Below are 17,335 nucleotides of genomic sequence, written 5' to 3'. Positions count from 1 at the left end.
AAAACCTTACCTTAATAAACTACATCTAGACATATGACCAACAACGAAACATTTCAGGCTGCATTAAATCGCCTCAATCCAAATCAGAAAAAAGCAGTCGAAACTACCGAAGGTCCAGTCCTCGTCCTCGCCGGTCCCGGCACCGGTAAGACACAAGTTCTATCCGCGAGAATCGGGTATATCCTACAGCAAGGACTTGCCCAACCGCAGAACATTCTTTGTCTTACATTTACTGAATCCGGCGTCAATGCCATGCGGCAGCGACTTATGTCCTTTATCGGAAGTGATGCACTCAAGGTCAATATAGCTACTTTCCACAGTTTTTGCAATGCCATCCTTAGAGAACATCCGGAGCGCTTTGACATGGAAGATATGGACCTCATCACAGATCTGGAAAAAGATAAATACCTGCGAGAATTATTGGATGAAGTGCCCATTGGAAGCCCATTAAAGATGGAACTTAAAAGTCCCTACGGGCAGATCAACATGATCAAAGGTTTTTTTCAAACCATGCAAAAGGAAAATTGGAGTCCTGAATATGTTGTGGAGAAATGCGATGAATTCGTCCGGGAAGAATTGAGTAATGAGGATAAATACATTTATAAAAGAAGTGGCAAAGGTTACACCGCCGGTGAACCTAAAACCACTGCCATTAAACTAGTCACGGACAAGTTTGACAAAATAAAACAAGCCGCCTTACTTTATTCATCATACAGAGAAAAGCTAAAAGATAAAAAACGCTACACCTACGAAGATATGATTCTGTGGGTGTTGGAGGAGTTTAATAAAGACGTTGACTTCCTACTGGATTATCAGGAGCGTTATCAATACATCCTTGTCGATGAATATCAGGATACTAATGGTTCGCAGAATGAGATCATATTTAATCTGGCATCTTATTGGGGAGAAGATGCCAATTTATTTGTGGTAGGTGATGATGATCAAGCAATATATGGTTTTCAAGGAGCCAACGTGGGTAATATTCTGGACTTTCATACCAAATATGCTTCTACGATCCAAGTCATTCCATTGGTTCAGAATTATCGTTCAAGTCAGGTCATCATTGACAGTGCCACTTCATTGATCGGTAATAATGCTAATAGGATCATTAACCAGATTGGTAACATTGACAAAAACATCATTGCCTCCAATCCAAATGTAAAAGATATCTCTATAGAGCCAAAATTACGTGTTTATGAAAATCCTTTTCAAGAGGCAATTGGTATCGTAGGCATCGTGCGACATTTGCTGGATCAAGGAGCTCATCCATCTGAGATCGCCATACTTTATCGAAAGAATCGTCAGGACATTGTCATCAAAAAAATGCTGGAACAGGAAAATATCCCTTTCCAAACTGAAAACCAGATTAACATCCTGACGGAACCACTCATTATCAATCTAATTCGAATCCTCGATTACATCAATCATGAGGCAAATGGGGTCCACAGCCCTACCCTGCTATTTGAGGTTCTGCACAACAAAGCATTTAATTTATTGCCGAATGAGATCTCTCAGGTTTATCTGACTGGAAGGCAATTAGCGGATTATAGTTATAATTTCCGACAATTCATTAATCGCAATTATAAAGAAGATCAGGTCGATTCAAAGGTTAGTGAGTCCGTCTTCAAGGCAAATCAAAGTTTGGAAGATTCAATCAAAGATGCGATGACAGAGCCAGTCTACCCTTTCTTGGCCATGTTACTCACCAAGACAGGCATCACTTCGGCAAGTCTCGCAAGTGACAATAAGATCTTCGAACTTCAATGCATTGATTCATTCCTGGCATATGTGCAGTCGGAAAGTGAGAAGAATGCGGACTTTAATCTAAATGAACTGCTGGAGCAAATCAAAACTATGGAGGATATTAATTCTTCTATCAACATCACTTATTGGCAAGGCGGATCAGATGCCGTCAAACTCATGTCCATGCACAAATCTAAGGGACTTGAATTCGATCACGTGCTTATGGTAGGCAATGATGATATTGGCTGGGGAGGTAGCGGCAATTCTTTCAATTGGTCACTACCTACTAATTTTTATGTAGGAAAAGAACTGGCAAATGAGTTATCAAAGCTTGCAGATAAAGCACTGGAAGATGAAGAGAAAAGAAGGATATTTTATGTGGCGATGACAAGGGCTAAGAAGACCATTTACATCACATTTTCAGCTAAAAATTACAAACAGAAAGAGCACAAAGTCGCCGCATATGTAGCGGAAGTATTTGAGGACGTCACCTCAGAAAAACATGTACAGGTATTTTCCAAAGAATACCTTGTAGAAAAACATATTGAACGATTATCAGCAGAAGGAAGACCAAGGATCGTGTTGACTTTCGATGCCTATTTTGGAGCATTTATTGAGAAATTCAGGTTGAGTTCGTCTGCATTTGTGAGTTATTTGGAGTGTCCGCTGGCATTTTACTTCACCCAATATTTGAAGTTACCATCAGAGCAAAATGGCATTTTGCTGTACGGAACTACCATGCACACAACGTTGCAAACATTTTTCCATAAACTCATCGCTAAAGAAGTCGATCCCTATAACTGTAAAGACGCATTGATCAGCTTATTTGATGAAAAGATCCTAAAACAAAGGTCGAAATTTGTCAAAAATGACTACGAATATTTCAGGTCAAGAGGACACAAAGTGCTTCCTAAATATGCCCTCCAAATTCCAAATTGGTACCTTGATGCTGAGCCGGAAAAAGCCATTTCTAATGTAGATATCGATGGAGTCCCTATCAAAGGATTTATAGACAAATTAGAAAACCATCCGGGTTACAAACTCGTGGTAGATTACAAAAGCGGAAAGTTTGAAACCAAAAAGCTGAAAGGCCCCAAAGAGTCCTTGGCAGATGCCCACTCCTACTGGATCCAGGGAGCTTTCTACTCCTTGATGCTGCTGCACTTCCCTACAGAAACGATAAAAAATGTACAGATCCGTTTTGAGTTCATAGAAGAAGAACCTGAAAATGTGATACAGCCTATCTCCTACTTACATGAAGAACTCGCCGAAGTCCAAAGCGCCATCTCAGTAGTCTACAACGCCATCAAGTCAAAGGAATTCACTGAAGGTTGCGGTGCACCTGACTGTCATTGGTGCAACTTTGCGAAGAATAATTATCGAGGGGAATATTTGAAGATGGTATATGAGGAGGATGAAAGATGAAAAATGAAAAATGAAAAATGAGAGCCGGCAGAGTAGCTTGGTCTAATGCTAGTATCTATTTTCTATCATTTCAATATTTTATTTTACAACGGTAAAAAAACAAACAAAAATATGAAGAAGAACGGTTGTCACCCTTTGGAGGGGGCCAAGGGAGTGGACAATTTTCACTGAAACTTTCCAAATGAATAATTACCAACTTACCGACATCATATCCTTTGTAGCAGTCGAAACTGCCTCAAAAAAAGTACACGAAAATTCAGATATCGATCGGGATTTAAGATGGACCGGCGATGACTTTGATGAACTTATGGAAAAGTATGCCCAGCGCTACCAAGTTGATATGTCTTCATACCTATGGTATTTTCATCATGCAGAAGAAGGAAATAATTTCGGAAGTGCTTTTTTTCGAGCGCCAAATGAGTTGGTCGAACATATACCGGTCACTCCAAAATTGCTATTCGAGTTTGCCCAAAAAGGTAAATGGGATTTGGACTATCCGGAGCATACCTTGCCAAAAAGAAGGTACGATTTGATAGCAAATGGAGTTTTTTGGCTAGTATTGTTGCTGATTATGATTTGGTATTTTATAGTCAGGAGGTGGTTGTGAATTTAACAGCTTTTGATATTTTCATTATATATTTTGAAGAAGGTGTCGAAGAACTCGATTAGGAGAAACTGCCAATTCTATTGACGAATAAGTATCAATCGTTTGAGGACGTTAAGGAAATACTTGGCGATGTTGCGAATCTCACTAAGTTGTTTATAGAATCAAAAAGCAAATGTCAGAACCGTTGATTCATTGATTAAATTGATTTACTATGATTTAAGTAAATATTCAATGTAATCATTAATCATAATCATCAGTAGTTCAGACAATATTCTGAACCGCTAAATAAGCTGGTTGGATTTATGGGCTATGATTTAAGTACAGATTCGATAAAAACAAATAAATCATAAGAATCAGTGGTTCAGACGATATTTTACATTACATTTGTATTCTTCAATTCCTAATATCTTAAATCAAATCACCATGATAAAAGACCAATACAAATATTCTAAACAGACATCTGTAATTATTGGATGTGCTATGGAAGTTCACAAAATCTTGGGCAATGGTTTTCAGGAAGTCATTTACCAAAGAGCTTTAGAAGAAGAAATGATCTCAAAAGGTTTGTCATTTGCTAGAGAATTCGAGATGAACATTTTTTATAAAGAGATATTAATCGGTACTCGAAGAGTCGACTTTTTGATTGCTGATGTTATTTCAGTGGAAATCAAAGCTCTTACAAAACTGGAAGATGTTCACTTGGCTCAGGCGATAAATTACTTGGAAGCATACAATCTAGAAATTGGGTTATTAATTAATTTTGGAGCCAAAAGCCTGGAATTTAAAAGAATAATCAATTCAAAATTCAAAACAATTGTCTGAACCGTTGAATGTCTGAACCATTGATTAAGCTGATTGGATTGATTTACTATGAATTATGTGCATCTTCAATTTAATCATATAATCATAATCATCAGTGGTTCTGACAATTTTATGAACCGCATATTATTGCATTAAAGTGGCTGCCTAAGTTATGTGGTAAATAAATGACTTTTTTTCAATGGAATTAAATTCTAAGAAAGAAACAAAATATGAATCATCCTACTTTATTAAATGTTAAAAAGGCAAATAAAAAGCGAATTAAACACAACAACATGACCCTATCCAATTTCCTCCAAAACTACGAACTACCCCACTCCATCGTCCTCCTCGAAGGCAAACGAAATGTCAAAGAAGAAGACAAGGAAAAGCTTACCGCCCTTGGTGAATTGCTGGCGTCCAAAACACAAAACATGCTCTTCAGAAGTGGTAATGCAGAAGGATCTGATCAGTATTTCTCTGATGGTGTTACCAAAGTTGATCACACAAGGCTGCAAGTCATCACGCCTTATGCCGGACACAGAAAGAAAACCAATCAGGCATATGATACCATTAATTTGGATGAATTGGATCTTGCGGCAGATTCGCCAGTAATATACCATTCAAAAAGCAATAAAAAAACGGAGAAACTTATCGATAAATATGTCGCAGGTGCACGAGACAGGTTTTCAATTAAAGCGGCTTATATCATCAGGGATACGATAAAAGTACTCGGAACAGACGAAATATTACCTGCCACATTTGGAATATTCTATGATGATTTGGAAGATCCGATGGCCGGAGGAACAGGGCATACGATGGATGTTTGTAAACAACATAACATTCCGATGGTGGATCAGAGCGCTTGGTTTAAATGGTTGGAGGATAAACAATTGTAATTATACGTTATCTAATAATATTAAACACCAATTATTGAAAAGAGTATATGAAAATTGATACAAAATTCTTGATGGCATTGATTCAATTATTGTGGATAAGCCAGACGATCATCTATTTAGCACAATTAGTGCTTCCAAATAAATTTGCCTTTGGGCTATATAAGACTTTCAAATATTCGATATTAAGCTGTATCTTATTAGGATTAGCAATTTATATTGTTGGGATATATTCTACAACACAAAATTCTACATGCGGGGCAGAAAAATTTAACCCTATCACGATTTTGTCAATTTATGGAAGTGTTGGAAGCTTAATTTTATTTCTTATTGCTTCCTGCTTCAAAAAAATTGGGGCCATTCTGAAAACAAATGTTTAATTCAATTTTTTACATTTTATCATATATTGTACATATATTTGTACATAATAAGCGAATAATGGTCGTAACAAATATTTCAGAATTCAGGAAAGATATCAAATCTTACTTCGATAAAGTGGCTAAAAACTTCGAAACACTTATTATTAACAGAGGTAAAGACTCAGGCATTGTAGTCATATCACTTGAAGAATATAATTCATTGATGGCTACAAACTATGAATTGTCATCAAGGGTTAATGAAAAACGATTGGACTCTGCAATAGAGAAACTTAAAAAAGGTAGTTCTTTTTCAAAAGACTTAATTGAAGAAGATAAATGATATATATTTTCGTTGATGAATCATGGGATGATTATTTATACTGGCAGCAACATGATAAGAAAAAAGTAAAAAAAATCAATGAACTTCTTAAAGATATTGTCAGGACTCCATTCGAAGGATTAGGAAAACCGGAAGCATTAAAACATAAATACGCTGGTTTTTGGTCCAGAAGAATTGATGAAGAACATAGATTGATTTATAGATTCAACCAAGACGAAATACAAATAGTGAAATGTCGCCATCATTATGATTAAGACCTAATGGCAAATATTTTATTGTCAACTCATAAATTGACAATCACATTGCTTAACCATCATAAAGTAAAATTCAATCTGCCAATTAATCTTAAAAAACTTTTCAACAACTTATTTAACAAATTACTGTTATAAAATTCTGTAGCCACAATCAAACTATGTCTAATTTTAGTTTTTTTTATTTTAACAATCACATGACGTCACTCTTGACGTTTGCTGCGCATGTGAATACACTTACCACAAGTACTTCTCTGTGGTACATTCACCAAAAGATCTGCGTAGCCTAAGACTCTGTTTATTGATCCAATAACAGAGGAACCTATTCCTATTATCTTCTTAGAAAAAACATAGCCGGCAGTGGCTTTTGTCACTGCGTGTCACATTTTCACGTAAAATAAAAATGAAAAATAAAAATTTAAATTTAAATTTTGAGGCAACGCCTTTTCTTATCATTTGGTTGTTAGCATTAACGTTACTTACAGCCGTAAGTATTCTGGTTGCAGTGCATCTTCTAAACCCATTATGGTTATTCGGTCCATTACTCGTAATTGCAATAGTGGCTTACGATACGTTTCAAAACCAACATTCTCTCAGGAAAAATTATCCCCTGATTGGGAGATTGCGTTACGTATTTGAGTCCATCAGACCTGAATTACGACAGTACTTTATTGAGGGAGAATTAGACGGCAAGCCTTTTAATAGAAGACAACGTTCAATCGTGTACCAAAGGTCAAAAAATGAAAAACAGACCATCTCATTTGGTATGCAGGACGATCCCAACCGGATTGGGTACGAATGGGCAGCGCATAGTGTCTACCCCATTAAAGCTAACATTGAGTCGCTGAGAGTCCTTGTAGGTAATAATCAATGCACTAAGCCATATTCTGCAAGTGTGCTCAATATAGGAGCAATGAGTTATGGAGCCTTAAGTAAAACAGCAATCAGCTCACTGAACAAAGGCGCAATGTTGGGCGATTTCGCCCACAATACAGGCGAAGGGGGGATAAGTGATTTTCATTTGCAGGGTGGTGATGTCATTTGGCAGATCGGGACCGGTTATTTTGGGTGCAGAGATAATGAGGGTAATTTTGACTCAATATTATTCGAAGAGAAGGCGCGGCTTGATCAGGTAAAAATGATTGAAATAAAATTATCACAGGGCGCAAAACCTGGTCATGGTGGATTGCTCCCTGCTCATAAAAATACACTTGAGATATCGAAAATAAGAAACATTGAACCTCATACGACAGTGCATTCACCATCAGCACATACTGCATTTTCAAATTCAACGGAATTATTGAATTTTGTCAATGAGCTTAGAGAATTATCAAGCGGTAAACCTGTTGGTTTCAAAATTTGTATTGGACGAAAAGATGAATTTGAAGACATAGTCAATCATATGACGCTGACAGGTATTATTCCTGACTTTATTACGGTGGATGGAGCTGAAGGTGGCACAGGTGCAGCGCCACTTGAATTTATTGATTATATGGGGATGGCATTGGCAGATGCATTGCCGTTTGTAAGTCAAACCTTGCAAAAAAGCGGATTGAGGAGTCAAATTAAAATCTTTGCTTCAGGCAAGGTTATCACTGCTTTTGATATTGCAAAAAATATAGCACTAGGAGCAGATGCGTGTTATAGCGCCAGAGGTATGATGTTCTCTTTGGGATGCATTCAGGCCTTGCAGTGTGATAGTGGAAGATGTCCTGTAGGTATAGCCACTCAGGATAAAAAACTATATAAAGGAATAGATATCACAAATAAGAGTGTCCGCGTAGCCAACTATCACAAAAACACAATTTTGTCCTTACTTGATTTTATGGGGGCATGTGGGTTTGTGACATTAAGCGATATTCAACCTAACTCATTTTTCAGAAGGACCGCACACAACCTCAACGAAAGCTTTGAGGAAATTTATCTGCAAAATCAAAAATCACTTAATCAAATATCACAAAATCATTATTCAATAAATTAATTAAAAATGAAACCAATAATATCTAAAAGCGATTACGAAACAATAAAATTAGCGCTGTTACAAATGTCAACACTTCACAAAGCTCCGGAATTACGAAAGCTTGTCGAAGAACTAGACAGTGGAAGTATAGTCAATGACAACGAATTGAGTTCTGATCTCATCCGGATTAATTCGTATTTCGAAGCTCAGGAAGAGAAATCCAACAAAACTTTGAAATATATTTTGACATTGCCAGGACAGGCAAATATCACAGAAAGGAAAATTTCAGTTTTATCACCATTGGGCATAGCACTCATCGGTTTTAAAGAAGGAATGACAATAGATTGCGCCTTGCCAGTTGGCAATAAAAAATTAAAAATCATCAAAGTTCTTAATCATTCAGAGTGCGAATATTCCAACATCAGTGTTGCTCGATGAGGTAAGAATTAGAATGATTTTTAGCATGTTAAATAACAAAATGTCTGGACCCGTGATTAAGTTGATTGATATGATAGACTACGATTAGTGCACCGGTCAGCGCAATCATTTAATTCATATTAATCAGTGGTTCAGACAATCAATAACAAAATGTCTGAACCGTTGATTAAGCTGATGGACATGATAGACTATGATTAGTGCACCGGTCAGCGCAATCATATTAATCATAGAAATCAGTGGTTCAGACAATAAATTACAAATTATCTGAACCGTTTATTAAGCTGATGGTTATGATAGACTTTGATTATTATACATATTCAGCGCAATCAATTAAATCATAACAATCAGTGGTACAGACAAATTATCTGAACCGTTGATTAAGCTGATGGACATGATAGACTATGATTAGTGCACCGGTCAGCGCAATCATATTAATCATAGAAATCAGTGGTTCAGACAATAAATTACAAATTATCTGAACCGTTGATTAAGCTGATGGACATGATAGACTATGATTATTATACATATTCAGCGCAATCAATTAAATCATAACAATCAGTGGTACAGACAAATTATCTGAACCGTTGATTAAGCTGATGGACATGATAGTCTATGATTATTGGACCGGTCAGCGCAATCATTTAATTCATATTAATCAGTGGTTCAGACAACTTGAATCTGAACCACTGATTAAGCTGACTTGTATGATATGCTATGATTAGGGTAAAAACTAAGTCGATATCCCAATAAACTTTTAAAAATCATTCCATTATCATCTTCATTTATAGAGATGAAAAATATTACCTTATAAAGATTATTGGCAATTTCATTCAACAGAATTTCGATGAAGACTAGTCACCATTTGAAGCAAAATAAAAATTTTTACTTTTATTATATTTTTATGTTTATATTAGGTGCTTCATTCTGTTTATTATACTTAAACTTAAATACCTTATCCTGACTTTTCACTCATTTACCTAAGCTTTAACCCTTTAAATATTATATCATGATTACTAAAAAAAATATTGTTCAACATTCTTTGACAGCCATCCTTAGCGCCGGATTGGTTATTATTTATTTCCTCTTTACCAAAAACTCAAGTAATTCTTCTTTTTTAGCTAGTAGCGAAAGAATACCTCTCGATACGGCATTGAAATATAGAGAACATTTTGATAATTTAAAGCCTTTAAGAGTTACACATACAGGAGTATTTTACAGCGATCCGGAGAAAACAGAACCTTTAGAAGGATTCGTGTTTAATGCTTCTGATCTATATGAGATCGTACGCGAAAATCACAGTGGACTAACTCCCAATGAAGTAATTTTTTACTTTGGTCAGGATGGCGAGGCAGGTCCCTCCACAGATAGACATGGAGTCATCCATATCATAGCGATTGGAAGAAAAAATAATAAATTACTGATAAAAGATAAAGATACAGTCAGGAATGAACCTTCTATCTACGACAAAGCTGACCCCTGTCCGCCTTTTTGCGGTACTATTAAAACAGAATAATGTTCTCTGACTTTTATCATATTTTTTATTATTCTTCTTTAATTTTAGCTGGACTGACAAGTCTGGTTTTTATTAAAAAAATTGATTTACCATTCAGGTTATTAGGAGGCTTGATCATAGTTACCCTTGGAAGTGAATTAATAGCAAAATATATTTCTGGCCATTTAGGAAGAGATAATAGTATTGTTTACCATGTCTTTACCATCGTAGAGTATATATTCTATTCTTTGATTTATGCCAGCTTCTTTAAAAACAGAAGATGGGATCGTATTTTAATTGCTATGGTTATATTCCTTTTGGCAATTGAAGTTTTGAATATCATTTTCTTTCAATCAATATTTGATTCTGATACAAATACTGTGCTATTAGAAAGTGTGCTGCTCATCTTCTTGTCTTTGTTTCTATTTGATAAAATAAGAGAAAGTAATGACTATAAGAACATTTTGAAGGAAAATATATTTTGGTTCAATTGCGCTGTTTTGGTCTACTACCCCTTCAATGTATTAATCTGGGGCTTCCACAGTATTAAAGTCTATCAGTTAAAGGATCCTCCCATCCTGATTTATTATATCAATTTTATATTTAGTGGAATGTTATATTTATTTTATTCGCTATTAATTATTAGGAATTTTACACAAAAAACAAAGGAGAACAAAAGCGTATGAATGCAATCTTAACATTATACTCTGCAGATGTAATAATATTCTTACTTGCAGGTATTATTGTCATCGTTCTATTGTTTGGGTTTATTATCTATTTTGTAAACTCTTACAGATCAAAAAAGAAGGACTTTGCATTATTAGAAGAGCAAAAACAAGAAATAGATCATCAGAAAGCAATTTTGGAAAAAACATTAACAGAGTTGAAAGCCGCACAATCACAGCTGATACAAGCAGAGAAAATGGCTTCACTCGGAGAATTAACGGCAGGTATTGCTCACGAAATTCAAAATCCTCTCAATTTTGTAAATAATTTTAGCGAGGTGAATAAAGAAATGCTCGAAGAACTAAAAAGTGAACGTATTAAACCTGATGCTGAAAGAAATAGAAATTTAGAAGATAATATTATCAATGAAGTTATAGAAAATTCATTGCGTATAAACAGTCATGGTAAACGAGCAGATGCAATTGTGAAAGGCATGTTGCAACACAGCCGCACTAATAGTGGAAATACTGAGTCGACAAACATTAATGCCCTTGCAGATGAATATCTGAGATTGGCATACCATGGGCTTAAGGCAAAAGACAAGTCATTTAATGTTACAATGAAGACTTATTTTGATGAAAGTTTGTCGATGAATGCAACAGGCGATGGAAAGATCAATGTGATACCGCAGGATATTGGCAGAGTTATCTTGAACTTAATTTCGAATGCATTTTATGCAGTAGATGAAAAGAAAAAGTCAGGAATCGAAAATTACGAACCAATAGTTTCAATCACTACTAAGAAGCTAAATAATAGCATTGAAATAAAAGTTACTGATAACGGCAATGGTATTCGTCAGGAGATTCTCAATAAAATATTTCAACCTTTTTTTACCACAAAACCAACTGGACAGGGAACCGGACTAGGATTAAGTTTGAGCTATGATATTGTAAAAGCCCACGGCGGTGAAATTATAGTGGAAACTTTGTCTACAGAAGAAATTGCACATACACAAGAGGATGTCGAAAGCTCGAAAGACGGTCAATCAGGAACATCGTTTATTATTAAAATCCCGATTAACTAAATATTAATTCACTTCAACCATCTACCTTTGTTTCTTAACCGCCGAAACTTTAGTTAAATATATTTATACCGTCTTCAATAAATTCCATTTCAATATGATGATAAAAACTAGAATTATATTCAAGACATTTATTTACTTTTTTCTCCCACTATACTACTCCACCGCCTTTAGCCAATCAACAAGTCCACTAGATGGATCTGCTATTGAATTTATTAAAGGTGCTGACATAGGCTGGCTCCCACAAATGGAAGCATCCGGTTTTAAATTCTATGGAGATGATGGACTAGAACAGGATTGTTTTCAGATACTAAAAGAACATGGCATAAATGCTATAAGAATTCGTACTTGGGTAAACCCATCTGACGATAGACAAAGCGGTCATTGCAGCAAGGAAGAAACTGTCTCACTTGCACTACGCGCTAAAGGATGGGATATGAAAATAATGATCGATTTTCATTATAGTGACTCATGGGCTGATCCTGCAAAACAAAATAAGCCGGCTGCATGGCTTGATCATAGCTTTCCGGAGTTACTTGCTGATGTTTACGATTATACTTATGATGTCATGAAAGCTCTTGTAGCAGAAGGAATCACGCCTGAATGGGTGCAGGTAGGAAATGAGATAACTAATGGTATGCTTTGGCCGGAAGGCAAGTCCTCAGACAATTGGAAACAATTAGCTCAGCTTCTTAATCAAGGTTATGACGCAGTAAAAGTAGCAAGTCCTACATCCAAAGTGATAATGCACGTCGATAATGGCCATGATAAGAATATTACAAAAAAATGGTTTGACAACGCTAAGGAAAACAAGGTGAAATATGATATCATCGGCTTGTCTTATTATCCCTTCTGGTCCAATGCAAAATTAGTAGAGGGCACCTGGTTAAATGACAATCCTGATTACAAATTGACCATCGATGACCTAGGCGATAATATGATCGATCTTGCCTCTAGCTATGGCAAAGATGTGATGATAGTCGAAACAGGTGATATGGACGATCAGCCGGATCGAACTTACGATATGTTAGTTGCAGTGCAGCAGAAGGTCAAAGAAATTCCTAACAATAAAGGCCTTGGTGTATTTTACTGGGAACCGGAAGGAGCCAGAAGTTGGAGTGGATATGGATTGAGTGCTTGGGGACAAGATGGGAAGCCGACGCGGGCAATGGATGCGTTTTTAGCAAAGTAGTGAGAAGGTGAAAAAGGCGAGAAGCGAACTGTAAACAGCGAACTGTAAGAGCTTACTGATTTGCAATAATTGAACCGATCACGATTATAGAAATGTCTCATTTAATTAACGGGATTTAGTCATTAATGCTATTAACATTTACTTATTTAAAGAAGCCAAGAAGCGAACGGCAACATAGTGAAATGTTCGAGCTGATTTATTGACACTGGTTGAACATGAGTAAGACTAACCTATTTAACAAATAGCTACCATAGGCCTAATGAATTAACAAAATGAAATCATGAAATACATTACGAGGACAGTTTGGGTCTTATCCTTGGTAAGTTTGTTTACTGATGCTGCCAGTGAAATGCTGTATCCAATAATGCCAATTTATTTGAAGTCCATTGGTTTTTCGATAGTGCTTATTGGTATACTTGAAGGTTTTGCTGAAGCTACAGCTGGATTTAGTAAAGGATATTTCGGCAAACTATCAGACAATGCAGGAAAAAGAATTCCTTTTGTTCAAATTGGGTATGCATTTAGCGCAATTTCCAAACCAATGATGGCAATTTTCATTTATCCAATTTGGATTTTCTTTGCACGGACTATCGACCGATTCGGCAAAGGAATTAGGACAGGAGCAAGAGATGCACTACTTTCCGACGAGGCTACATCAGAAACCAAAGGACAAGTTTTTGGATTTCATCGATCCATGGATACTTTGGGTGCCGTAATTGGACCTTCTTTGGCTTTAATATATTTGTATTTTTATCCCCAGGACTATAAAACACTCTTTTTTATAGCATTTATTCCGGGCCTGCTTGCGGTACTGGCTTCCTTTTTTCTAAAAGAAAAAGTACGAAATGTTGTCAAACCAAAGTCTATAACTCCCTTTTTCTCATTTCTTAATTATTGGAAAGTATGTCCACCGGAATATAGAAAACTGGTGATTGGTCTTCTTGCATTTACACTTTTCAATAGTTCGGATATATTTCTTCTACTTAAAGCAAAACAATCTGGACTTAACGACACAATGGTCATAGGAGTCTATATTTTTTACAATCTAATTTATGCCCTATTTGCTTTTCCTATTGGTATAATTGCTGATAAAGTGGGATTGAAAAACATTTTTGTAATTGGACTTATTTTATTTTCACTAGTTTATTTAGGAATGTCAGCTAATACAAATCTATATCTGTTCTTCGTTCTATTTTTCCTTTATGGTATTTATGCTTCTGCTACTGAGGGCATTTCAAAAGCGTGGATTTCAAATATAACCGACAAGAAAGATACTGCAACAGCAATAGGAACATTTTCTGGTCTTCAGAGCATATGTGCTATGATCGCTAGTTCAATGGCAGGGATAATTTGGTTTAAATTTGGCGGGGCAATTACTTTTCTAATTACTGCCATAGCAACAATATTTGTTGTCCTTTATATCTTGACAATTCCCAAACCAATAACTTTTTTTAAGGGAACAAATTAATTAGCAAAAAGTAGGGTGACGAATAGCAATAAACCCTTAAGATGTTATGTTTAAATCAATTTTTACATTTTTAACATTATTTATAGATATTTTTGTGAAAAGTGATAACGAAAGAACAATTGAATAAAATTGATAATAATGAACATAAACATTCAACCAACTTTAGAAAATGAAAATGTAATTCTTCATCCATTGCAAGACAAAGACTTTGATGATTTATATGCCGTGGCCTCAGATCCAAAGATATGGGAACAACATCCAAATAAAGACCGTTGTAAAATTGAAGTTTTCAAAGTTTTCTTTGACGGGGCAATGCAAAGTAAAGGAGCATTCAAAATTGTGAACAAAGCCTCAGGTCATGTGATGGGAAGCACTCGATTCTACGATCACAACCAGGAAGAAAACTCAATAAGCATCGGATACACATTCTATGGCAGGGAATACTGGGGCAAAGGTTTCAATCATTCAGTTAAATCTCTAATGTTAGACTATATATTTCAATTCGTGTCAAAAGTTCATTTTCATATTGGAGCTGAAAATATTCGTTCCCAAATAGCAATTGGCAGGCTGGGCACAACAAAAATTGATGAACAAGAAATAGCCTATTTTGGCGAACAGGCTAAATTGAATTATATTTATTGTTTGACTAAAGAAGAATGGTTTTGTTAAGCGAATTAGAAGTAACCTAAGAAGACCTTTTTAAGGAAACGAAACTGTTTGAACGAATAGCCATAGCGACAGAAAATAAAGATGTCCAACAATAGAAGGACAGAGTTTAAATGTAATAAATTTAGGAACAGAAATATATTTCTTCAGTGGTAAGTGGAGGCTTTGATATGTCTAGTGTTAATTATTTACAGAAAATTGATTAGAATTTATTGTAATTTGTAATATCTGAGACCTGAAATACTCATTTAAGATGTATTAAATAAATATTTCATTTTTATTTAAATTTGAAATTATTACCAAATTTCAAGACACATTAATCTGACTAATGCTGTAAAATCTTAGCGATGAAGCACATATTACTTTTTTTTAATCTATCAATATATTTCTCAAACATAACTTTTGCACAATCACCACAAATAAAATGGTGGTATGACGTGCTCGACTCTTCATTTGGGCAATCGGCAGCAGGGGATATAGATAATGATGGCAAACTTGAAGTCGTATTTGGTTGCTATCGCAATGACAGTAGTGTTTATGCACTTAATGCAGAAGATGGCACTTTGCTTTGGCGTCAAAATACTAGAAACCCATTTGGTGGAGGATGCAATGATGTAGCGATAGCGCTATATGACATTGATGGGGATGATTCCCTTGAAGTAATCGTACCAAGTTCATGCAATGCGAATACCTTTTGTTTTAGAGGGAAGTCAGGAGAAATTCAATGGAAAACTCAAACTGCCGGTAGTGACTCCCCTCCTACCCTTGCGGATATAGACCATGATGGAAAAATTGAAATACTACATGGAGGTTTTGATGGTCATGTAATGTGTTTTAATAGTGAAGATGGAAGTGTCGCATGGAATAAGCCAATATTATCAAATTGCTGGATTCAAACTGCACCCACAATAGTGGATTTGAATATGGATGGTGAACTGGATTTTGTGGTCGGCACATGGGCATTTGGCATCGATACTAACTATATGTATGCATATACTGCAAATACTCAAAAACTACTTTGGTCTAAACGATTAGACAATCACATGTATAACGGCACGGCTACTGCAGACATTGACGAAGATGGAAAGCCTGAATTAATTTTTGGAGATTATAATGGCATTTTACATGCATTAAATGGAGAGGATGGATCTACTTTATGGGAATACAAAGCCTCCTTTTATATAGGTGCACCAGCTACAATCGCAGATCTGGACCGAGATGGTCATTGTGAAATTATATTTTGTGATGCTTATGGTGTTGGTGCTTTGAATAAGGACGGTAAATCAATATGGTATTATACTATACCCGATGTCGCCACAGCTTTTAGAGGTGTAGCAGTTGCAGATATCAATGGAGATGATATGCCGGACGTAGTCTTTGGAAGTAGCAAAGGTAGATTAACTGTGCTAAATGGAATAGATGGATCCCTAATTTGGGATTTGGATTTAGCAAAGCATATAGGGAAACTTTTTGATATTGATCATGCTCCTCTCATCGCCGATTTTGACAATGATGGCAACATAGATATCTTTATTGTGGGAGGAAATACAGATTATCCTGATTTTTCTAAAAATTACGGAAGAGCATACATGATATCTGCAGGTGCAGGGAAAGGGCCTGATTGGCTTATGTTTCAACACGACTTAAGGCGACAATCAAACCTTTGTGAGATGTCGATATCCTCAACTATATCAAATAATCAAAAAGAAACTTTTCATATCTATCCAAACCCAAGTGGCAACTATTTTGAAATAGAATCGAAAGAAACAGGGATAGCAGAGATAAGAAACCTTACAGGTACTTTGCTTCAAAAAGTTAAAATAAATACCTTAAAAACTAGCGTGTCTGCAGGAAACCTTACATCCGGAGTATATTTTGTATTCCTCAAAACATCTAAAGGTGAAAGTGTTCAAAAATTGATTATACAATAAAAGTAAAGTTCTTAGTCATTTT

The 17,335-nt window shown here is 35.8% G+C and carries 15 protein-coding genes; all 15 read left to right on the top strand.

The genetic code is table 11. From position 1 onward, the window contains the following. Nucleotides 1-33: 33 nt before the first annotated feature. The 15 genes from IPI15_RS04195 (at nucleotide 34) to IPI15_RS04125 (ending at nucleotide 17,313) form a co-directional block, all read left to right on the top strand. Nucleotides 34-3,168 (top strand): ATP-dependent helicase, encoded by a 3,135-nt coding sequence (locus IPI15_RS04195; protein WP_287419295.1) that lies wholly within the window; start codon nucleotides 34-36, stop codon nucleotides 3,166-3,168. 181 nt (nucleotides 3,169-3,349) lie between these two features. Beyond that, complete coding sequence (locus tag IPI15_RS04190) at nucleotides 3,350-3,775, top strand: DUF1493 family protein (protein WP_287419293.1); 426 nt, start codon at nucleotides 3,350-3,352, stop codon at nucleotides 3,773-3,775. 423 nt (nucleotides 3,776-4,198) lie between these two features. Then, a complete protein-coding gene (locus tag IPI15_RS04185; RefSeq protein WP_287400928.1) occupies nucleotides 4,199-4,597 on the top strand; it encodes a GxxExxY protein in 399 nt (132 codons plus the stop codon). Between the two features lie 272 nt (nucleotides 4,598-4,869). Further along, a complete protein-coding gene (locus IPI15_RS04180) occupies nucleotides 4,870-5,472 on the top strand; it encodes a hypothetical protein (RefSeq protein ID WP_287400927.1) in 603 nt (200 codons plus the stop codon). Nucleotides 5,473-5,907: 435 nt separating this feature from the next. After that, on the top strand, nucleotides 5,908-6,168 hold the full coding sequence (locus IPI15_RS04175; RefSeq protein ID WP_287400925.1) for a type II toxin-antitoxin system Phd/YefM family antitoxin: 261 nt from the start codon (nucleotides 5,908-5,910) through the stop codon (nucleotides 6,166-6,168). After that, the gene (locus IPI15_RS04170) at nucleotides 6,165-6,422 is read left to right on the top strand and encodes a Txe/YoeB family addiction module toxin (protein ID WP_287400924.1); all 258 of its coding nucleotides are present in this window, start codon (nucleotides 6,165-6,167) and stop codon (nucleotides 6,420-6,422) included. Before IPI15_RS04175 ends, IPI15_RS04170 begins: the two co-directional genes overlap by 4 nt. 400 nt (nucleotides 6,423-6,822) lie before the next feature. Next, nucleotides 6,823-8,400 carry an FMN-binding glutamate synthase family protein gene (locus IPI15_RS04165; protein ID WP_287400922.1) on the top strand — a complete coding sequence of 526 codons (1,578 nt, stop codon included), beginning with the start codon at nucleotides 6,823-6,825 and terminating at the stop codon, nucleotides 8,398-8,400. 6 nt (nucleotides 8,401-8,406) lie between these two features. Next, nucleotides 8,407-8,817, top strand: a complete 411-nt coding sequence (locus tag IPI15_RS04160) for a GreA/GreB family elongation factor (RefSeq protein ID WP_287400920.1) — start codon at nucleotides 8,407-8,409, stop codon at nucleotides 8,815-8,817. A gap of 1,006 nt (nucleotides 8,818-9,823) precedes the next feature. After that, nucleotides 9,824-10,330, top strand: a complete 507-nt coding sequence (locus IPI15_RS04155; RefSeq protein WP_287419291.1) for a hypothetical protein — start codon at nucleotides 9,824-9,826, stop codon at nucleotides 10,328-10,330. Continuing rightward, nucleotides 10,330-10,995 (top strand): hypothetical protein, encoded by a 666-nt coding sequence (locus IPI15_RS04150; RefSeq protein WP_287400917.1) that lies wholly within the window; start codon nucleotides 10,330-10,332, stop codon nucleotides 10,993-10,995. Before IPI15_RS04155 ends, IPI15_RS04150 begins: the two co-directional genes overlap by 1 nt. Continuing rightward, nucleotides 10,992-12,059: a sensor histidine kinase gene (locus tag IPI15_RS04145; protein WP_287400916.1), complete on the top strand. Its 1,068-nt coding sequence runs from the start codon at nucleotides 10,992-10,994 to the stop codon at nucleotides 12,057-12,059. The genes IPI15_RS04150 and IPI15_RS04145 overlap by 4 nt, the downstream gene beginning before the upstream one ends. A 94-nt stretch (nucleotides 12,060-12,153) precedes the next feature. Next, entirely contained in the window at nucleotides 12,154-13,248 is a 1,095-nt protein-coding gene (locus IPI15_RS04140; RefSeq protein WP_287419289.1) for a glycoside hydrolase family 53 protein, read from the top strand. A gap of 280 nt (nucleotides 13,249-13,528) precedes the next feature. Beyond that, on the top strand, nucleotides 13,529-14,716 hold the full coding sequence (locus IPI15_RS04135; RefSeq protein WP_287400914.1) for an MFS transporter: 1,188 nt from the start codon (nucleotides 13,529-13,531) through the stop codon (nucleotides 14,714-14,716). Nucleotides 14,717-14,854: 138 nt separating this feature from the next. Beyond that, nucleotides 14,855-15,385 carry a GNAT family N-acetyltransferase gene (locus IPI15_RS04130; protein ID WP_287400913.1) on the top strand — a complete coding sequence of 177 codons (531 nt, stop codon included), beginning with the start codon at nucleotides 14,855-14,857 and terminating at the stop codon, nucleotides 15,383-15,385. Nucleotides 15,386-15,729: 344 nt separating this feature from the next. Then, complete coding sequence (locus tag IPI15_RS04125) at nucleotides 15,730-17,313, top strand: T9SS type A sorting domain-containing protein (RefSeq protein WP_287400912.1); 1,584 nt, start codon at nucleotides 15,730-15,732, stop codon at nucleotides 17,311-17,313. The last annotated feature ends 22 nt before the right edge of the window (nucleotides 17,314-17,335 follow it).

The sequence above is a fragment of the Candidatus Brachybacter algidus genome (assembly GCF_016707225.1).
In the GTDB taxonomy this organism is placed as follows: domain Bacteria; phylum Bacteroidota; class Bacteroidia; order Chitinophagales; family Saprospiraceae; genus Parvibacillus; species Parvibacillus algidus.
This window is presented reverse-complemented; position numbering and strand designations above follow the sequence as displayed.